A 19,585-nucleotide genomic window follows, 5' to 3' on the forward strand; every position below is an offset into this window, starting at 1 on the left:
CCAATAGCAGAAGTCAACGTAGGCCGAAATGAAAGAGGCCGCGAACTGAGACGTCCTCACTTCAAAAAGGCGCCCACCGTCCAAGGAACCTTTGTACGTCATTGCAGTTTCAGCATCATCATCCGCTTGGGGCGCTTTGGGAGCTTTTCGCGCAACTGCCTCGTAAGCTCGGCCGGATTGCGGAAGTCTGGATCGTCAATATCAACGTTCTTCGCAATGATCGTTTCAATCCGGCCGCGAACCCGGTTTGCAGTCTCGCGCTTCTCCACCCAGATCGGCTTGAGCAGATCGTACATGTGGCTCGGCTTGATCTCCGGGATGGTCAGCTTGCCGATTGTGGGATAGGCGTACCGCTTGAGGGACGAGGGCCACTGATCGCGATGCTTCACGCTCCAGGTCGACCAATTCGTCCGGATGTAGACTTCCGCGCATTCCTCGAACGTTGGCAACCCAACCTTGGCCTCGATGGCTTTCGATTCTTCGCGCGCCTTTCGCCTCTCCTGCACTATGTCCACGCCGGCGGTGCTGCGATCGCCTTTCACGCGCAGCCGCGCCGCATCCCGTGCCAGCCGCGCATCTTTTAGCGACACTTCTTTCAAGGAACCGAGGCCGTGCCAGCGCTCCTTGCCATCTTTCCAATATCTGTATGACCAGCTCTTCGACGTTGGTCCGGTGATGATCAAGTAGAGCCCATCACCATCGGCGTATTTGCCGGGCTTGGTTTGGCGCTCTACGTCGAGGGGTTTGAGCCTTCCAGCCATTGTTCCTCCGGGAAAACCGTCCTCCGAACCCACGGGCTAATGCTACGGTCAGTGCCCCGATTAGGAGGAACACCGGCGAACTGCAAAGTACAGCACTTCGGCGCAAGTCACTGATGTTGCTGTGGAGTTCGAACGACTGCGAACAGTGGAGAACAATATACTGGCGGAAGGGGTGGGATTCGAACCCACGGTACCCTTGCGGGCACGCCGGTTTTCAAGACCGGTGCCTTAAACCACTCGGCCACCCTTCCAAGCCTTGAAATTGTTTAGCTTTTCATCGCTTCGCAGAAACGTTTCGAGGACTCTGCGACCGCTTTGCTACCCAACATCGGCTCGCTTTGTTTATGGCGGCGCGCGTGGCGACGTCAACCGCCGCGGCGGCCTCCCCGTGCATGTTTGGCATCAAGGGACGCCAGATATCCCTGGTGCTCGCCATCGAGGAGAGCGGCTAGTGCAGCACCCGGCTCGCTTCGGCGAGCCGGACTCTTTCTCTCAACTCTTCGAGCTCTTCGATCGCATTCAGCAACCTCACCAGTTCGCGGGTCATATGTGCCAATCTGGGCTTTGGACGTCGCGAGATACGAATACGCTGTCCCATCGGTGCACGCCTCCATGCTGTGGAGATCCACATGGCAAGGAGCGTGCCGCCCCCGTGAAGGGGTCTATTTTTAACGTAAATGAAGGCCCGCCGGCTCACGCTAGGCGAGCCACTCAAGGTCAACGGCTGATATTTTCACTTAAGACATCGCGATTGAGAACCTGCCGGCTCCAGGTCGACGGCATTTTGGGTTGCTCTCAATTCCGGATCGCCAACATCCCGAAAGCCGAGGTCCAGAAGCAAGGTGTAGATAACCTTCGCGCTCGACCGGCGACTGATTGCCGGTTCAGTCTGTTAACTTCAAGCTTTCGCCCCGTGTGAGTCGGGGGGATCCATGGAGCGGAAGCCGCTTGAGAGCATGCCTCTTGAAGAGCTGTGGCAACTCCACAGCCTCGTCAACGATATTCTCGCCGCCAGGCTTCTGGCGAAGAAGGACCAGCTAGAACGACGACTGGAGCTACTCAAGCGAGAGGGCAAGCCTCGTCATTGACGCCGCTGGCGGGCCTTTGTCGTTTGGAGAATGCGGCGGTCCGACGCGCGAGGTCGTAGGAAGATGTAGCAGCCACTCGGCTCGCTCCTTCGTCGAACTGGCCGCCATCAGCCACCCCTAGCTGGACGGGCAATCAACCAGCACGGCGCTCCGGATATATTTGGTCCTCTGATGAGCGTTGACGTAGCGGCCAAATTGCGGGCTGTAATTGAGGTCGTAGCGGCATCCTGCCCGCATGGCCTTGTAGATCGCGCCCCGCTCGATCACGTAACTCCCTTGCGGGAGCGTCTTGAGGCGGACCTGCGCGATCGTCTGTTCCTGGCCGTGGTCCGGGCCGAGATAGGTGACGCGGTCGGTGGAGCCGACCGACCAGACGATCGCAATGACGCAGATCAACGAAACAGCGAGAGCGGCGACCAGTCCGAGTTGCGGTCGCTCGAGGGAGGCGAGAAACAAGCTCATCTCGTTTCGTGTCGTTCCGCGCTCGGCGGTTCAAAGCTCCCTCACCTTTGGCTCGCGCAAAAGAAAGCGCGGCGCCCCGCAAGGAGCGCCGCGCGACTATTCGTCGTGACCGGGTTCAGCTCAGTAGCCGCAGGACGCGCAGTTCATCTGCACCGGGGCGTAATAGGAATAGCCGGGCGAGACCATCTCGACGCGCTGACGCGTGGCGTATTGCGGCGGGATGCGCTCGTACTGGACGCTGGGCGGCGCCACCATCACGGTCTGCGGCACCATCACGGTGCGGTACTGCGCCGGCGTGCGGTGCGCGACGACGGAGCCCGGCGAGACCATCACGGTCTCGTCGACCGTGCGGTATTGCGGCGCGACGTATTGCTGCTGATAGCAGGTCGTGCAGGGCGGCGGCGTGTAGCAATTGTAGCAACCGGCAGAGGCTGCGCCCGTCATGGAAATCGCGGCGACGGCGGTGGAGAAAACAACGGCGAGAGTACGAGACATTGCGGTGGTGCCCCAGTTGCCCGAAATGGATGTGCGAAGGTCGGCGCAGTATACGCGGTAAAATCCAGAGCTGCCGAACTTCGTCCGGGCATCCTTAATGCGAACGGCCCTTTGCGGTCGAACGGTAAGAACTCATTGACCACGCGCATTAACGCGCGCGACGTGGGTTCGCATCGAAGTCCGCGTGACGTCTGGGAGCGCTAGCCGGCGATTGGATATCGCCAGTGCTCCGTTCGAGCGCCGCCTCCTAAGCGTTACCCACCTCTGCGAGGGCGAGCTTCAGCGCCTCGCCGCTCGTTCCAAGAACTCCAGCAGCGAGGGATCCGTCTCCTCGAATTCGACAAAGCGGCGACGCAACTCGTCGGCAATCTCCGCGGTGCAATCTCGCGACCATCCTTCCGCGGTATTGAAGGCCACGACACGGGCGGGATGCAGATATTGTCCGTCGACGAGATGCCTGAGCAGGGTCGCGCGATTGGCGTCCTCTTCCGCTGTTTCGCACCAGGCGCGGCCCAATCGCCGGCCGAAATCATCGAGCACGAGATAGACGTCCTGGTCTGTGGTCATCTGCGGCACGAGTGATGGAGCGTGACTCATAGCTTACTCCGCTACTGGCAATCCGGGACCGTTGCGGACGGAGCTGAATAAGGCGGCCGCCTCCGGCGAGATCCGGAAAATGAATTTCCGCAGTTTTCATAGGATGGCACAATTAGATTATAAACAAAAACGAAATAAATAAGAATTAAATAGCAGATTGGGGATAAAAGCATTATGGTCATAGCTGCCTGGCGGGCAAGCCCGCACGTCGGGTGCCCACTTCGCAAACGGCCCTCGCCTCACCCCCAACTAGCCCCCCAGAGGCGAGGGCCGTTTCTTTCCAAACTCCATTCCGGCTACACGGCCTGCAACCGCGCATCGGCGCGCGCTCCGGATAGGCGATCGCGCGTCGTTCCGGAGCAATGAATCGGGATTGGCGCTACCGATCAGGCAACTATCTCGGGCGCCGCTTCACCTCGCGCACAGCGCCGCGCGCGGCGCTGGTGGTGAGCGCGGCGTAAGCCTGCAACGCGGTCGAGACGTTGCGCTTGCGGCCTTGCGCCTGCCAAGCGGCATCGCCCTTTGCCTCTTCCGCCGCGCGGCGGCGGGCGAGCTCCTCGTCGGAGACCTCGAGGTTGATGCTGCGGTTGGGGATGTCGATGGCGATGATGTCGCCGGTTCGCACCAGACCGATGTTGCCGCCTTCGGCCGCTTCCGGCGACAAATGGCCGATCGACAGGCCGGAGGAGCCGCCGGAGAAGCGACCGTCAGTGACGAGCGCGCAGGCTTTGCCGAGGCCCATCGATTTCAAATAGCTGGTCGGATACAGCATCTCCTGCATGCCGGGGCCGCCGCGCGGGCCTTCATAAATGATGACCACGACCTCGCCGGCGACGACCTTGCCGCCCAGGATGCCTTCGACGGCGGCGTCCTGGCTCTCGAACACGCGCGCGGGGCCGGAGAATTTCAGGATCGAGGCGTCGACGCCGGCGGTCTTCACGATACAGCCGTCCTGCGCGAGGTTGCCGTAGAGCACGGCAAGGCCGCCATCCTTGCTGAAGGCGTGCTCGAGGTCGCGCACGACGCCCTTCTCACGGTCGGCCTCGAGCTCGTCGTAGCGGCGCTCCTGGCTGAAGGCGACTTGGGTGGGGATGCCGCCGGGCGAGGCGCGATAGAAGGTGCGCACCGCCTCGCTCTTGGTGCGCTTGATGTCCCAGCGCTCCAGCGCGTCGTTCATGGTCGGTGCGTGCACGGTCGAGACCGAAGTGTCGATCAGCCCGGCGCGGTCGAGCTCGCCAAGGATGCCCATGATGCCGCCAGCGCGATGCACGTCCTCGACATGCACGTCAGCGACGGACGGCGCCACCTTGCACAGCACGGGCACGCGGCGCGAGAGACGGTCGATGTCCTTCATGGTGAACGCCACCTGCCCTTCATGGGCGGCGGCGAGCAGATGCAGCACGGTGTTGGTCGAGCCGCCCATGGCGATGTCGAGCGTCATCGCGTTCTCGAACGCCTTGAAGTTGGCGACGTTGCGCGGCAGCACGGATGCATCGTCCTGCTCGTAATAGCGGCGGACGAGATCGACGATGGTGTGGCCGGCCTCGACGAACAGGCGCTTGCGGTCGGCATGGGTTGCGACCACCGAGCCGTTGCCGGGCAGCGCGAGGCCGAGTGCCTCGGTCAGGCAGTTCATGGAGTTGGCGGTGAACATGCCCGAGCAGGAGCCGCAGGTCGGGCACGCCGAGCGCTCGATCACCTTGACGTCTTCGTCGCTGACCTTGCTGTCGGCCGCGGCCACCATGGCGTCGATGAGGTCGACGGCCTTGGTCTTGCCCTGCAGCTTGACCTTGCCGGCCTCCATCGGGCCGCCCGAAACGAAGACCGCGGGGATGTTGAGCCGCAGCGCGGCCATCAGCATGCCGGGGGTGATCTTGTCGCAGTTGGAGATGCAGACGAGGCCGTCGGCGCAATGGGCGTTGGCCATGTACTCGACGCTGTCGGCGATCAGCTCGCGCGACGGCAGGCTGTAGAGCATGCCGTCATGGCCCATGGCGATGCCGTCGTCGACCGCGATGGTGTTGAACTCCTTGGCGACGCCGCCGGCCTGCTCGATCTCGCGCGCCACGAGCTGGCCGAGGTCCTTCAGATGGACGTGGCCGGGCACGAACTGGGTGAAGGAGTTGACGACCGCGATGATCGGCTTGCCGAAATCGCCGTCCTTCATGCCCGTCGCGCGCCAGAGGCCGCGGGCACCCGCCATGTTGCGGCCGTGGGTGGTGGTGCGGGAGCGATAGGCTGGCATGGCGGTTCCGTCCTCGGGTTTGGCAGCCGGGGCGGGAAAATATGGAGCCGCCTCAGGCCTTTCCGGCCGGATAGCGCAGGCGGGGAACGCGCGCAACGGGAACTTGGGGCTGACAGAGCTCCCCTGCTCCCGGCGCGGGGGGTCTTGCCGTGCCCCGGACGCAGCGCAGCGTCACTTCGACGATGCGCTGCAGAGCCGGGGCCCATCTGGCAACGGGTGGCCGTGGCCTCTGGGTCCCGGCTCGCGCTTTGCGCGTCCGGGACACGAGACCGCCGCCCCTATTGCAACGTCGGATCGAGCCGGTCGCGCAGCCAGTCGCCGATTACGGAGACGGCTAGCGTGGTGACCACGATGGTGGCGGCCGGGGCCAGCATGATCCAGGGCGCCCGGGTCAAATATTCCCGGCCGTAGCCGACCATGTTGCCGAGGCTGGTCATCGGCGGCTGCACGCCGAGGCCGAGGAAGGACAGGCCTGATTCCATCAGGATCACCTCGGGGAATACCAGCGTGGTCGAGACGATCAGCGTCGAGGCGATGTTGGGCAGGATGTGGCGGAGGTAGATCCGCGACGGCGTCGCGCCCAACTGGCGCACGGCGGCGGCATAGCCTTGCGCGTTGGCGGAGATGGCAAGGCCGCGCGCGATGCGGGCGTAGCGCTCCCAGCCGAACAGGCCCATCAGGCCGATCAGGAGCGGCAGCGAATTGCCGAAGAAGGCGAGCACAGCCAGCGCCATGATCAGGAAGGGCATGCTGGCCTGGAAGTCGGTCAGCATCAGCACGAGCTGCTCGACGAACCCGCGAAAATGCGCGGCGAGAAAGCCGAGCGTGGTGCCGACCAAGGCCGAGATCGCGGTCGCGCCGAACGCGATCAGGAGCGAGATGCGGATCGAGACCAGAAGACGCGATAGCACGTCGCGGCCGAGCTCGTCGGTGCCGAGCCAGTGCGCGGCATTGCCGGGCGCGGCCAGGCGGTTGCGCAGATCGAGCTGGCTGAAGCCGTAGGGCGCAATTTTTTCGGCGAACGCCGCGATGACAAGCACCGCGACGATCCAGGTGATCGCAAGCGCGACCGACACCGGGATTGCCGGAAGGCTGATGCGCCGGCGTGTGGCGGTATCCTTCAGCGTCGCGTCGGTCATGCATGCGCTCCCTTGGTGCGCAGGCGCGGGTCGAGGAAGCCGTAGAGGAAATCGACGATCAGGTTCGACGTCACCATGGTCATCGCGACCAGCAGCAGGATGCATTGCACGACAGCGAGGTCGCGGTTGGCGACGGCGACGACCAGCAGGCGCCCTACGCCCGGCCAGGCGAACACGCTCTCCACCACGACCGCGCCGGCGATCAGCGTCCCCACCATGAAGCCGAGGATGGTGACGGTCGGAATCGCGGCGTTCGGCAGCGCATGCGAGGTCACGACCTTGCGCCAGGGCACGCCCTTAGCCGAGGCGGTGCGGATATAGGGCTGGCCGAGAACCTCCAGCATCGCGCTGCGGGTGAAGCGCGCCAGCACGGCCGCACCGCCGAGGCTGAGCGTCGTGATCGGCAAGATGGCGTGGCGCCAGCTGTCCTGTCCGCCCGAGGGAAGCCAGCCGAGCTGCACGGCGAAGACGAGGACCAGCAGCAGCGCGAGCACGAAGCTCGGCACCGTGAAGCCGGCGACCGCCGTCATCATCACGGCGCGGTCGATCGCAGAGCCCCGATGCAGCGCGGCGTAGATGCCGGCGGGGATGCCCAGCGCGACCTTGAAAAAGAACGCCGGCAAGGTCAGCGCCAAGGTCGCGGGGATGCGCTCCAGCACGAGTTCGATCGCGGGACGGCCGTCGCGCATGGAGCGGCCGAGCTCGCCTTTGGCAATGGCGCCGAAATAGTCGAAATATTGCGCCCAGATCGGATCATCGAGGCCCCAGGCCTTGCGGAATGCTGCGAGCACCTCGGGCGGCGCCTCAGGTCCCAGGATCATCAGCGCGGGATCACCGGAGAGACGCAGCACGATGAAGGCGAAGGTGACCACGAGCACGATCGTGAGCGCCGCGCGTCCGATGCGGATGGCGAAATAGCGTCCCATCAGGCTGCATCCCGCGTCTCGGCGCCCGTGACGAGATGGCAGGCGACTTGCCTGTCGCCGCCCACGGCCGCGAGAACAGGCACCTCGCTCTTGCAGCGCGCGATGGCGCGCGGGCAACGCGGATGGAAGGCGCAGCCTTGCGGCCGCGCAGCCGGGTTCGGCGGATCGCCCGAAAGCACGATACGGCCCGCGCTGCGGCGGCCCGGCGCGGGCGAGGCCGAGACCAGCGCCTGGGTATAGGGATGCTCGGGTCGCGCAAACAGATCATCGGCGCTGCCGATCTCGACGATGCGGCCGAGATACATCACGGCGACGACATTGCTGATCTGCCGGACGACGCGCAGATCGTGGCTGATGAACAGCAGCGTCAGCGACAGTTGCGCCTGGAGATCGCAAAGCAGGTTCACCACCTGCGCCTGGATCGAGACGTCGAGTGCGCTGACCGGCTCGTCGCAGACCAGGAAATCGGGCTTCGTGGCCAGCGCCCGCGCCAGCACGATGCGCTGACGCTGGCCGCCGGAGAGCGCGCCGGGATAGCGCGCACCATGCGCCGGTGTGAGCTCGACGGCACGCAGCAGCTCGCGGACGCGGTGCTCACGCTCGGCCGGCGTGCCGAGATCGTGGATGTCGAGCGGCTCGCGGATTTGCGTGGCGACCGGCAGCCGCCGGTCCAGCGCGCCGAGGGGATCTTGGAAGATCATCTGCATGCGCCCGCGCTGTGCACGCCAGGCGGCCGTTCCCGGCGCAGCCATCGGCTTGCCGTCGAACTTCACCTTGCCGCTGTCGGGCGGCTCAAGGCCGAGCACGATGCGGCCCGTCGTCGATTTGCCCGAGCCGGACTCGCCGACCAGGCCGAGCGTCTCACCCTTGGCGATCGTCAGCGACACGCCGTCGACGGCATGAACCGCCGTCGCGCGGCCGAACATTCCGGAACGCATCGCATAGCTGCGCGAGATCGCGGACACCTCGACAAGCGGCAGGCTCATTCGGCGGCGATCCCGAGCAGCGCGCGGCGCGAGGCCTCGGCGCGGATGCAGGCAACGCTGCGGTCATCTGCGATCGGCGCCAGGCTCGGCGCGGCATGGCCGCACGGCTCGGCCGCCAGCATGCAGCGCGGCGCGAAGGCGCAACCGCTGGGCATGTGCGCGGGATCGGGCACCGTGCCGGGAATGGCGGTGAGGCGCCGCCGCGGTCCATCCAGCGGCGGCAGCGCGCCGATCAAGCCTTGCGCATAAGGGTGCACGGGATCGGCGAAGAGCTGGTTGCTGGGCGCCTGCTCGACGATGCGGCCGGCATACATCACCGCGACGCGGTCGCAGTTCTCGGCGACGACGCCGAGATCGTGGCTGATGAGCACCATCGCCATGTGCATTTCGCGGCGAACCGTGGAGAGCAGCTCCAGGATCTGGGCTTGAATGGTGGCGTCGAGCGCGGTGGTCGGCTCGTCCGCAACAAGCAGGTCGGGATTTCCGGCGAGCGCCATCGCGATCATGATGCGCTGGACCTGGCCGCCGGAGAATTCGTGCGGATAGGCGGACAGCCGCCTCGCTGCATCGGGAATTCCGACGAGATCGAGCAGCCGCCGGGCTTCCGCCTTCAGCGCCTCACCCGAGAGATCGCGATGCAGCGCCAGCGCTTCGCAGAGCTGCCTGCGGATGGTCAGCACCGGGTTGAGGGCGCTGGCCGGATCCTGGAAGATCATGGCGACGCGCCCGCCCCTGACCTGGTCGAGCGCGGCGGCGGGCGCGCCGAGGATCTCGCAGCTGTCGAGCAGCACCGAGCCAGAGACCGAGGCGTGACGCGGCAGCAGGCCGAGGGCGGCAAGCCACGTCACCGACTTGCCCGAGCCGGACTCGCCGACGAGGCCGAGGGCCTCGCCCTTCTGCAAGCTGATGTCGACGCCACGCAGGACCGGCACGCCGCCAAAGGCGACGCGCAAGTCCTTGATGCTGACCAGCGGCGGCACCGCTCAGGCCTCGAAATTGCCGGCGCGGAAGTCCATCGCGAAGGCGGGCGCGGCCTTCCATTTGATCGATTTCGGCTTGGCCGTGAAGGTCGCGTTCTGGTGCAGCACCGTATAGGCGGGGTCCTCGCGCTCGGCGATTTCCAGCATGCGGCGGAACGCTTTCTTGCGCGCGGCGCGATCGGTCGACGTCTCCAGGAACTCCGACAGCTTGTTCAGCTCGACATTGGTCCATTCGCCGATTTGCTGCTGCTGGCCGTTCGGGCCATGCTGGGCGACGAGCGAAGACACCGGATCGTTGAAGGCAGCCGAGTTCGACCAGTCGCGCACGGCGCGCGTGGGCGCACGCTCCATGATCTGCGACCAGTTCTCCTTGGTCTCGATCTGGATGTTGAGGCCGACCGACTTCCACATCTCGACCAGCACCTGCGCGGTCGCGACCTGATTGGTGTAGTAATTGTTGAGCAGCCGGTACGGGATCGGATCGCCCTTGTAATTGGCCTGCTTCAACAGATCCTGCGCGAGCTTGGGATCGTAAGCCGGCACGCTCCAATCGGCGTTGAACATGTCGCCGTAGAATTCCCATTGCAGGCCCTTCGGCACGCGGGTGCGGCCGGCCCACAGGCTGTCGACGATCGCCTGGCGGTCGATCGCATGGGTGAAGGCGCGCCGCACCAGCGGATTGGCGAGCACGGCGTGGTTCTTGTCGAACACGGTCAGGCGGTGATTGAGAATGGTGCCGCCCTGCACTTCGAACGCCGCGTTCTTCTCGATGCCGGCGATCTGGTCCGGCGGGATGTCGCAGGCGAACTGATATTCACCCGACAAGAGCCCGTTGATGCGGCTAGCGACCTCCGGCACTTCGAGGAAGCGGATGCGCTTGAGCGGCGGGCGGCCGCCCCAATATTCGTCGTGCGCTTCGAGCGTCAGCGAGACGTCGGGCTTGAGCTCAACGACCTTGTAGGGACCGGTCGTGACGGGCTTGCGCGCCCAATCGAGATAGCTCGCGGACTCTTCCCAGGCGCGACGGTTCATGATGTCGGAGCCGTAGCGCATCAGACGGCCCTCGATCGTGACATCGGGCGTCGCGTTGTAGAAGCGCACCGTGTACTTGTCGACGGCGTCGACGCGGACGAGGTCGGGCCAGATGCGGCGCGCGACCGCGGGCACATCCGGCGGCAGCTCCTTGCCGGGACGCGGCGTCGGGATCTTCTCGAAGGCCTGGATGGTGGAGCGGCTCTTGGCCTCGGTCTCGCCGAACATGCGCTGGCGGCTGAAGGTGAAGACGACGTCCTCCGCCGTGAGCTCGTCACCATTGTGGAATTTGACGCCCTGCCGCAGCTTCAGCTCGACGGTCTGGTCGTCGATGCGGCGCCACTCGGTGGCGAGACCCGGTACGGCCTCGAGATTGCCGCGCCAGTTCTTGGAAATCAGGCCTTCCCAGATCGAGGAAAAGAACACGCGCTCGCCGACGTTGGACTGCTCGCGCAGCACGTCGAGCACGTTGGCATTCGTCACCTTCTGCACGGCGATCGTCACCGACGGACGATTGTCGGCCTGCCCGATCGCAAAGCGCGGCAGGAGGAGCGTGCCTGCGGCAGCGCCGCCGGATTTCAGGATGGTGCGACGGGTGAGCTTGCTCATGATGGTGACCCTGCCTTTGTGATGTCGGTTATTCGGCAAGCCCGAGCGCGGCGAGATGGGCTGCGCCGGCACGGACGTCGTCATGGTTGCGGAGTTCGAGGATGAGCCGCGGGTTGGAATTGACCCGTCCCAGCGCGCGGAACACCGCGACCCACGGGATGTTGCCCTCGCCCGGCGCCCAGTGCCGGTCGGCAAAGCCGTCGGTGTCCTGGAGGTGCACATGGGTCAGCATGTCACCAGCGGTTTCGACGTAGTAATCGACCGGCGGTGCCCCGATGGAGATATGGGCGTAATTGGCGTGCCCGGTATCGAGCGAGACGCGGACCTTGCTGCTTTCGAGCGCCTTGGCGAGGCGCACGCGGTCACGCGGATCCTTGTCCTCGATATTTTCGATGACGATCTCGCAGCCGATCGTCTCGGCGCGCGCAATGACTTCGGCGAGCGTCGCCTTGACGCGTTCGACGAGATTGCCGCGGTTATCGGGATAGAGATCGAGATTGTTGTGGTCCCAGGTCGTGAACGGCGAATGGATCACCATCTGCGTCGCACCGAGGAACTCGGCGGCATCCAGCCCCTGGAGCAGGCGCTTGGTCACGGCCTGACGGATCATGGGATCGTGGCTGTCGATCTTGAAGCCCCAGAACGGGCCGTGAATGCCGAGCCGGCCGGTGTGGCCCGCGAGCATCTGCTTGATGTCGCTGGCCGCGCTGCGCCAGTCGCTATCGAGCAGATCGGCGCGGAAGAAATCCTGGACCTCGAGATCGCGCTGCCGTTCCAGAAGCCAGTCGCGATGCGCGGGGATCGATTTGATGGACAATGCGGCGCCCAGCACCGGCTTCGACATGGCTTGCTCCTTGGCCGTCAGCGATGACGGGAGCAGCGCTAGACCAGTTCAATGACAGGCTGGTGAAATGCAGGTTGCGAGGTGCCGGTGAGATGTGGACATCTTGTCGGCCGTCGCTTTCCGATTGGGCAACGATGCGCGCAACCGATGCCGAACGAACACAGGGCAAGCAGTATCGATGTCCGTAGTGATCCGGAATGGAATCCTAATTAACCTTCGCGTACATCGCGGGACATCGATCGGCGGCCACTTCCACGGGCATCACCCTCTGATCGCGCGACATGGGGTTGGGGGACCACATGGGGCGGGGGATTGAAGGCTGGGGCAAGGTGACGAGGTCCGGACTCCTAGGCACTCCGGACCTCGAAACTTTTTAGATTGAACGCAGCAACGCGCCGTCCGGGTGGGGCATCCGGGCGGCGCGTTGTCGTTTCAGCGTGGTCTTTGGGTTAGCGCGTCTGCGGCTCCAGCGTCACCGTGCAATCGCCCTGCCCTTGCGTCGCGACCACGATATTGCCCGCGGGAGCGCCGAGGGCGATCGGCGCAGACGAGCCGCCGCCGGGCATCTGGACGATCACGCTCAGGGAATCCGTGCGCGCTGTCGAACCCACGGTGGTCGGCTCGGCCTGGGCCACATTGCCGGAGGCGTCACGCCGCATGATCTGGCAGTTCACCATGTTTCCGCCAGCCGCTGCCATGCTTGATGACGAGGTGCTGCCGCCCATTTGGGCGCGGGCCCGTGAGGGATCGCGAGGCACCTGGCTGACGATGCGATGGGAGCGCGGCTCCACGATGACGACCTCGTCCTCCGTCGCGAAATATTCGTAGTCCCGATAGGCAGGCTCGATCGAGACGATCTCGGGCGGAAGCCGATGCAGCCGCACGCGCGAGGGAATCGTCTCGCCGACCCGGATTGAGATGTTCAGATTGCGCTCCGGCTGCGCCAACCGTGCGCGACTGACCGTTTCGGAGATCCGCACCTGCCGCTCGGTCGTCACCTGGGCCTGCTGATTGACCTGCGTGTTGGTCTGCGTGGTCTGATTGGCCTGGTTGGTCTGTGTGCTGGATGTGCCGGGCGCGGTCTGCGCGTTGTTGGTGGGAGCTGTCCGGTTCGTATCCGTGGCGGTGGCCGGCCTGCTATTCTGTTGCGCCGGTGGCTGTTGCTCGGCCGCGTTGCGCGGCGGCTGGGCCTGGTTGCGCTCGTTCTGGTTGGCTGTAGCGCCAGTCCGCTCGTTCTGCTGGCCAGTCTTGGACTTCTCGGACTCGGCCGTTGATTTCTGTGGCGCCGATTTGTCCTGCTTCGTCTCAGCACTGCTCTTGCTGTCGCGTCCCTGCTTCGTGCTCTCCGCCTCACGGTTGCGATCGCGCGAAGGCTCGCGGGAGTCTTGTGCCTGATCCCTCGTTTTTGGTTGGTTGCGCTCGGCAGAACTCGGTGACTGGCGCTTGTCGTCACTCGCCTCCTGCTTGGCAGCGCCGCCCTTGTCTTCGCGGCCTGCACCCTGGAGTCGGTCTTGAGCGCCCTGCGCGCGCTCTTGAACACGTTCCTGGGCTCCGCCGCGCTGCGGCCCGGCGCCCTTTGCCGGTTCCTCGGTTCGTCTCGGTTCGTCCCTGCGCTCACCGGGTGCCTGGGCGTAAGCGACGCCGGAAGCAAGCATCAGTCCGATAGCTGCGGTCGATAACATCAAGTGCCTGCGCATGTCCCTCTCCTCAAAATCACAACAACAGACGCGAACGTTCTGTGGGTGCGAAGGTTCCTGAGCAGGAACGAGGAGGTATCAGGCCGGGTTCACATCGCATCCTTCAGCGTGAGACGGGCGGTGAAGGTCACGCTGGTCTTGCCGACCAGCGCCATGCCTTCGACCTCGGCGCCACCGGCGGAATAGTGCCCCGAAAAGCCGCAGGTGACCTCGCGGCCGGCGAATGCGAGCGTCCTGCCGACGGCTTCAGTATGCTGATTGACGATCATGTCGCCGCGCCACTTGCCGTTCCGGAACGTGTAGCTGCCGGTGTAGTAGAAATAGCTGTCCCCACCCATGATGCGCCCGTCGCAGAGCATGACCACGCCCCTGGCTTGTCCGCGCTTGCCGTCACGCATCTCGATGTCGAAGATGTAGAGGCCGTTGACGACCCCGGCGTCCGCACCCGCCTCTGCTCCATCCCCGGCCGACATCGCTCATCTCCCATGTCGATCCGCCGTCCCGATCAGGTCGGCACGTTCCGTTCGAGATCCTCGAGCCACGCCGCGGCGCTCGCATCCGACGGCGCGCGCCAGTCGCCGCGCGGCGACAGCGAGCCGCCGGCCGAGACTTTCGGCCCGTTCGGCATCGCCGAGCGTTTGAACTGGCTGAAGGCGAAGAAGCGGCGCAGGAACACTTCGAGCCAGCGCCGGATCTCGGCTAGCTCGTAGGCTTTGCGCCGATCGGTCGGGAAGGCCGGCGGCCACTCCCCTTTGGCGGCGTCCTTCCAGGCATGCTGCGCCATGAAGGCGATCTTGGACGGACGCATGCCGAAGCGCAGCGTATAGAACAGGTTGAAATCCTGCAGCTCGTAGGGCCCAACGGCCGCTTCCGTGCTCTGCGGCTTCTCGCCGGCCTCCACCGGCACGAGCTCCGGCGAGATCTCCGCCGTCAGGATCGCGCCGAGCGTGCGGTTGACGTCGTCACTGAACTGTTTCGAAGAGATCACCCAGCGGATCAGGTGCTGGATCAGCGTCTTCGGCACGCCGGCATTGACGTGGTAATGCGCCATCTGGTCGCCGACGCCATAGGTGCACCAGCCGAGCGCGAGCTCGGAGAGATCACCGGTTCCGATGACGATGCCACCATGATGGTTGGCGAGCCGGAACAGATAATCCGTGCGCAGGCCCGCTTGAACGTTCTCGAAGGTGACGTCGTAGACCTTCTCGCCCTTGCCGAAGGGGTGGCCGATGTCCTTGAGCATCTGCGTCGCGGTGGTGCGGATGTCGAGCTCCTGCCAGCTCGTCTGCAAGGCCTTCATCAACGCCAGCGCATGGGTCTTGCTCTCGCTGCCGGTGGCGAAGCCCGGCATGGTATAGGCCAGAATGTTCTCGCGCGGCAGGTCGAGCAGGTCGACCGCCTTGGCGGCGACGATCAGAGCATGGGTGGAATCGAGACCGCCCGAAACGCCGATCACGACGCGCTTGGTGCCGGTCGCGCGCATGCGCTGCACGAGGCCGGCGACCTGGATGTTGTAGGCCTCATAGCAGTCCTGCTCGAGCAGGCTCTCATCGCTCGGAACGAACGGGAAGCGCTCGATCTTGCGCAGGAAGCCGATGTCATCAGCCGGCGGCTTCAGGGCGAATGTCACCTTGCGGAAAAACGCCTCGCGCTGGCGACGGTTGTCGTCGAAGGTGCCCATCAACGCGCGCTCCTGCCTGAGCAGGTCGAGATCGATGTCGGCATAGGTGATCTGGCCGCCCTGGCGGAACCGCTCGCCCTCGGCCAAGAGCACGCCGTTCTCGTAGATCGAGGTCTGACCGTCCCAGGCGAGATCGGTGGTGGATTCCCCTGCCCCCGCAGCGGAATAGACGTAGGCCGCAAGGCAGCGCGCCGATGTCGATTGGCACAGCAGCGCGCGCGAACGCGCCCGGCCGATCGTGATCGGGCTGCCCGAGAGGTTGATGAGCACGCTGGCGCCCGCAAGCGCGAGCTCCGAGGCGGGTGTCACCGGGATCCACATGTCCTCGCAGATCTCGACGCCGATGGTGAGGCCCGGAACGTCCTCGGCCGAAAACAACAGATCGATACCGAACGGCGCGTGCAAGCCACCAAACGAGATCGTCTCTCCGGCGATGCCGGCGCCCGAGGCGAAGTGCCGTCCCTCGTAGAATTCGCGATAGGTCGGCAGATAGCTCTTGGGCACCACACCGAGGATGTTGCCGCGATGGATGACGACGGCGCAATTGTAGATGCGATTGCCAAAGCGCAGCGGCGCGCCGACGATCAGGACCGTCATCAGCGGCGAGGAGGCCTCGATGATCGCCACGAGCCCGCGCTCGGCCGCATCGAGCAGCGGATCCTGCTTGACGAGGTCCTCGATCGCATAGCCGGACAGGCACAGCTCGGGAAACACGGCGACCGCCACCGATTGTTCGTGGCAGGCATTCGCCGCGGCCAGGATAGCCTCCGCATTGGCCGAAGGATCTGCCACATGGGAGGTGGTGACGCAGGCGGCCACGCGTGCAAATCCGTGGGCGTAGATCGAATGGAAACTCATCGAGCGCAGTACCCTTGATCTTGTCGCGGCCGCAGCCGCCAATTCGACGTCATATGTAACCCATCGACCGGGTCCCGTGCAGGCCATCCGCCGTCATGCATAACGGACTTGCATGGGGGCCGGCGCCCGCACGTCAGGCACTGCGGGCCAAAACTCCAGACAGGTCGTCGCGCAGCCATTCGGCGATCCGGGGCCAGGCATGGGCGTTGGTCCGCGCTCCCATGAACAGGCCGAGGTGATTGGTCGGCTCGGACGCCGCCGCAATGAAGGGCGGCGGCGTGCCGACGAGACCGGCGGTGGCGAGCGCCTGCGCGGCCGGCACGACGTCGTCGTCGAGTCCGGCCAGCACGAAGATCGGCACGTTGACGCCCTTGAGATCGATGGTGCGGCCGAGCGCGACGAATTTGCCGCCGGCAATCCGGTTCTCCCGGAAGATCCAGTTGACGATCTGAAGATAATAGGTGCCCGGCAGATCCAGCGTCTCCGTATTCCAGCGATCGAAACGGGCGAGCAGGGCTGCGCCCTCCTCGTCCGAAAGATCCCTCTGCAACGCCGCCTCGGTGTCGTCGCGGCTTGGCGCCTTCGACCACAGGCGCAGCATCTCCTCGCCGCTGACATTGCCACCGCCGCGCGCGACGAGCTGGTCATAAACCAGCTCGGGGGCGTTGCGGGTGAGCCGCGCCAATGACGACTCGATCGAGAGGTCGACCGGGGCCCCGACCAAGACCAGACGCCGCACCTTGGCCGGAAAGCGCGCCGCGTAGAGCAGCGACAGCCAGCCGCCCTGGCACAGGCCGACGAGATCGACTGGCGCACCGATCTCGTCGATGGCGACGTTGAGATCGGAGAGGTAATTGTCGATCGAGAGATAGCGCATGTCGGGCGAAGCTGACCGCCACTCCGTGAGATAGACCCGGTCGATGCCGCTGGTCTGAAGGGACTGCACCACACTGTGGCCGGGCGCGAAGTCGGCGATCAGGGCCCGGTGCAGCGCATAAGGTGCACAGACCAGAGCCGGCTGGCCGGAGCGCGTCCGCGTGCAATCGCGCAGGCGCACGGTCGCAAGCTCCAACGCCACCGTGTTCGGCGTGGTCCAGGGCAGATTGCTCTCATCCTGCTCCACTGGTGCATCGCGATCGAGCCACCAGAAGCAGGCGTCCATGGCAAGCTGCGCTGCTGCAAACGGCCACAGCAGTGGGTCATCCGGGGCCCGCCCGGGTCCGCGCGGCTGTTTGCTGGTCTTGTCCGCCATGGCTATCTCGATCTCCTCACAGGAACGCTTCGAGGCCGATCACCGAAATGCCGAGCTCCCTGAAACTGCCATGAGCCGCGGCCACGGAGCCATCGAGGTCAATGCCGCGGCAGGCATCCTCGACGACGGCAACCTCGAAGCCTGCCTTGCGGGCGTCCTCCGCCGAGAAGCGGACGCAGAAATCCAGCGCCAGGCCGGCGACGAAGACGGTCTTCAGCTCGCGCTCGCGCAAATATCCGAGCAGGCCCGTCGGCGTTCTCTTGTCGTTCTCGAACAATGCCGAATAGGAATCGATGCCGCGGCGAAAGCCCTTGCGGACCACGAGGTTCGCCCTGTCGACGTCGATCTCCGGGTGGAATTCGGCGCCCGCCGTGCCCTGCACGCAATGCGTCGGCCACAGCACCTGGGTGCCGTAGTCGAGCTCGATGGTCTGGAACGGCTGCTTGTCCGCATGGTTCGGCGCGAACGACACGTGGTCACTCGGATGCCAGTCCTGGGTCAGCACCACATTGGCGAATTTTTGGGCGATTCGGTTGATGGCGGGGACGACCTTCTCGCCGCCGGGAACGGCGAGCGCTCCACCGGTGCAGAAATCGTTCTGCACGTCGATCACCAGCAGCACGTCGCGGTCGGAAATCTTCATCGTTTCTCATTCCATCTGCGGCGCGATGCGCTAGTCCCGCGCGCGCTCCCTCACTGTCGGCCTTCCCGCGCTGTCGCGCAACCGCTGGCCGGTGCGAAAGGCTGCGCGAATTGGTCACCGGAGGGGCTGTCGGGATGCAACGGTTTGATGTCGTCCGTGTTGACTAGCCGCACCCAAGGACGGATTCTGGAAGCCGTTCGCAATTTGCGATCGGAGAAAGCGGAGGAAGCGGTTCCCGCAGCCGGCAAAGCTGTGGCAGCCATATCGCCATGACCATCGGCAAGACAGGACAGATTCTTCTCGCCGATATCGGCGGCACCAATGCGCGCTTCGCGCTGAGCCAGGTCGATTCCAGCGGCCGCGATCCAGCCGGACCAATCGACTATGTGAAGGTCGCCGACTTCCCAACCGTCCGGGAAGCCATCGTCGATGTCCTCGCACGCCGCTCCGGTGGCCAGACGCCTCGACGAGCCGTGCTGGCAGTGGCGGGGCCCGTGACCAACAACCGCTGCGTCATGACCAACAGTCCCTGGGTCATCGACGGCAACGAGCTGCAACCCGCCCTCGGCTTCGACAGCGTCCACGTGCTCAACGATTTCGAGGTGGTGGCCTGGTCCCTTCCCGCCTTGCAGCCTGCCGACCTGATCCCGCTCGGTGGACAGGATGGCCTGCCCGGCGAACCCTTGCTGGTGGTCGGTCCGGGAACCGGCTTTGGCGTGTCCTGTCTGGTCGAGCGCCATGGCGCGCGGCTGGCGGTGGTGACGGAGGCCGGTCACGCGACCCTGCCGGCCGAGAACGAGCGCGAAGAACGCGTGATCGCCTGTCTGCGCAAGCGGCTCGGCCATGTCTCGATCGAACGCGGCGCGCTCTCGGGTTCCGGCCTGCAAAGTCTCTACGAGGCTCTGGCCGAGGTCGACGGCGCCCAGGTGCCGCATCGCGATCCCGCCGCCATCACCAAAGCCGCGCTGGAGGGCAGCTGCCCGATCAGCCGCGCGACGCTCGACATGTTCTGCGCCATCCTCGGCTCGGTCGCCGGCAATCTCGCGGTGACCTTTGGCGCCCGCGGCGGTGTCTATATTGCCGGTGGAATCGCGCCGCGCTTTCCGGAATTCCTCGCGGCCTCCGCCTTCCGCGTACGCTTCGAGGCCAAGGGACGCTTCCAGGATTACTTGCGCAACATTCCAACCCGGCTGGTCATCAAGCCGGATGCGAGCTTCGTCGGGCTCAACATGTTCGCCGAGCACAATGCGACTTGAGCGACGGCGTCGGTTCCTACCGGTTCCATGATTC

18 protein-coding genes and 1 tRNA gene are annotated in these 19,585 nt (G+C 65.0%); 2 read left to right on the plus strand and 17 right to left on the minus strand.

Translation table 11 applies throughout. The annotated features are described in order from the left end of the window. Nucleotides 1-98: 98 nt before the first annotated feature. Nucleotides 99-761, minus strand: a complete 663-nt coding sequence (locus tag BCCGELA001_RS19460) for a tyrosine-type recombinase/integrase (RefSeq protein WP_008559642.1) — start codon at nt 759-761, stop codon at nt 99-101. 161 nt (nt 762-922) lie between these two features. Continuing rightward, nucleotides 923-1,012: transfer RNA gene (locus tag BCCGELA001_RS19465), tRNA-Ser, on the minus strand. A 681-nt stretch (nt 1,013-1,693) separates the two neighbouring features. On the opposite strand from BCCGELA001_RS19465, the gene BCCGELA001_RS38415 reads away from it, so the two are divergent. Next, nucleotides 1,694-1,849 (plus strand): hypothetical protein, encoded by a 156-nt coding sequence (locus BCCGELA001_RS38415; protein WP_193409728.1) that lies wholly within the window; start codon nt 1,694-1,696, stop codon nt 1,847-1,849. A 117-nt stretch (nt 1,850-1,966) separates the two neighbouring features. Here the strand turns inward: BCCGELA001_RS38415 and BCCGELA001_RS19470 are convergent, their stop codons facing one another. From BCCGELA001_RS19470 to pncA, 15 genes are all read right to left on the minus strand, one after another. Beyond that, nucleotides 1,967-2,311 carry a hypothetical protein gene (locus BCCGELA001_RS19470; protein ID WP_008559645.1) on the minus strand — a complete coding sequence of 115 codons (345 nt, stop codon included), beginning with the start codon at nt 2,309-2,311 and terminating at the stop codon, nt 1,967-1,969. A 120-nt stretch (nt 2,312-2,431) separates the two neighbouring features. Beyond that, complete coding sequence (locus BCCGELA001_RS19475) at nt 2,432-2,755, minus strand: hypothetical protein (protein ID WP_060736072.1); 324 nt, start codon at nt 2,753-2,755, stop codon at nt 2,432-2,434. 330 nt (nt 2,756-3,085) lie between these two features. Beyond that, the gene (locus BCCGELA001_RS19480; protein WP_060736073.1) at nt 3,086-3,403 is read right to left on the minus strand and encodes a hypothetical protein; all 318 of its coding nucleotides are present in this window, start codon (nt 3,401-3,403) and stop codon (nt 3,086-3,088) included. Between the two features lie 394 nt (nt 3,404-3,797). Next, nucleotides 3,798-5,648: a dihydroxy-acid dehydratase gene (gene ilvD / locus BCCGELA001_RS19485; RefSeq protein WP_060736074.1), complete on the minus strand. Its 1,851-nt coding sequence runs from the start codon at nt 5,646-5,648 to the stop codon at nt 3,798-3,800. A 278-nt stretch (nt 5,649-5,926) separates the two neighbouring features. Next, the gene (locus BCCGELA001_RS19490) at nt 5,927-6,787 is read right to left on the minus strand and encodes an ABC transporter permease (protein ID WP_060736075.1); all 861 of its coding nucleotides are present in this window, start codon (nt 6,785-6,787) and stop codon (nt 5,927-5,929) included. Beyond that, nucleotides 6,784-7,713, minus strand: coding sequence for an ABC transporter permease (locus BCCGELA001_RS19495; RefSeq protein ID WP_060736076.1), 930 nt, complete (start codon nt 7,711-7,713; stop codon nt 6,784-6,786). The genes BCCGELA001_RS19490 and BCCGELA001_RS19495 overlap by 4 nt, the downstream gene beginning before the upstream one ends. After that, nucleotides 7,713-8,699: an ABC transporter ATP-binding protein gene (locus tag BCCGELA001_RS19500; RefSeq protein WP_060736077.1), complete on the minus strand. Its 987-nt coding sequence runs from the start codon at nt 8,697-8,699 to the stop codon at nt 7,713-7,715. The genes BCCGELA001_RS19495 and BCCGELA001_RS19500 overlap by 1 nt, the downstream gene beginning before the upstream one ends. Next, nucleotides 8,696-9,679: an ABC transporter ATP-binding protein gene (locus BCCGELA001_RS19505; RefSeq protein WP_060736078.1), complete on the minus strand. Its 984-nt coding sequence runs from the start codon at nt 9,677-9,679 to the stop codon at nt 8,696-8,698. Before BCCGELA001_RS19505 ends, BCCGELA001_RS19500 begins: the two co-directional genes overlap by 4 nt. Before the next feature lie 3 nt (nt 9,680-9,682). Then, complete coding sequence (locus BCCGELA001_RS19510) at nt 9,683-11,320, minus strand: ABC transporter substrate-binding protein (RefSeq protein ID WP_008564800.1); 1,638 nt, start codon at nt 11,318-11,320, stop codon at nt 9,683-9,685. 28 nt (nt 11,321-11,348) lie between these two features. Beyond that, nucleotides 11,349-12,164 carry a sugar phosphate isomerase/epimerase family protein gene (locus BCCGELA001_RS19515; RefSeq protein WP_008564802.1) on the minus strand — a complete coding sequence of 272 codons (816 nt, stop codon included), beginning with the start codon at nt 12,162-12,164 and terminating at the stop codon, nt 11,349-11,351. Between the two features lie 449 nt (nt 12,165-12,613). Then, on the minus strand, nt 12,614-13,861 hold the full coding sequence (locus BCCGELA001_RS19520) for a DUF1236 domain-containing protein (RefSeq protein ID WP_060736079.1): 1,248 nt from the start codon (nt 13,859-13,861) through the stop codon (nt 12,614-12,616). An 89-nt stretch (nt 13,862-13,950) separates the two neighbouring features. Then, nucleotides 13,951-14,334, minus strand: a complete 384-nt coding sequence (locus BCCGELA001_RS19525; protein WP_060736080.1) for a GrlR family regulatory protein — start codon at nt 14,332-14,334, stop codon at nt 13,951-13,953. A 32-nt stretch (nt 14,335-14,366) separates the two neighbouring features. Beyond that, nucleotides 14,367-16,400, minus strand: coding sequence for an NAD(+) synthase (locus tag BCCGELA001_RS19530; RefSeq protein ID WP_060736081.1), 2,034 nt, complete (start codon nt 16,398-16,400; stop codon nt 14,367-14,369). A gap of 133 nt (nt 16,401-16,533) precedes the next feature. Beyond that, nucleotides 16,534-17,652, minus strand: a complete 1,119-nt coding sequence (locus tag BCCGELA001_RS19535; RefSeq protein ID WP_060736082.1) for an alpha/beta fold hydrolase — start codon at nt 17,650-17,652, stop codon at nt 16,534-16,536. A 16-nt stretch (nt 17,653-17,668) separates the two neighbouring features. Beyond that, nucleotides 17,669-18,295 (minus strand): bifunctional nicotinamidase/pyrazinamidase, encoded by a 627-nt coding sequence (pncA, locus tag BCCGELA001_RS19540; RefSeq protein WP_008564828.1) that lies wholly within the window; start codon nt 18,293-18,295, stop codon nt 17,669-17,671. 269 nt (nt 18,296-18,564) lie between these two features. On the opposite strand from pncA, the gene glk reads away from it, so the two are divergent. Next, nucleotides 18,565-19,551, plus strand: coding sequence for a glucokinase (gene glk, locus BCCGELA001_RS19545; RefSeq protein ID WP_008564830.1), 987 nt, complete (start codon nt 18,565-18,567; stop codon nt 19,549-19,551). The last annotated feature ends 34 nt before the right edge of the window (nt 19,552-19,585 follow it).

Source organism: Bradyrhizobium sp. CCGE-LA001, from assembly GCF_000296215.2.
Lineage (GTDB): Bacteria > Pseudomonadota > Alphaproteobacteria > Rhizobiales > Xanthobacteraceae > Bradyrhizobium.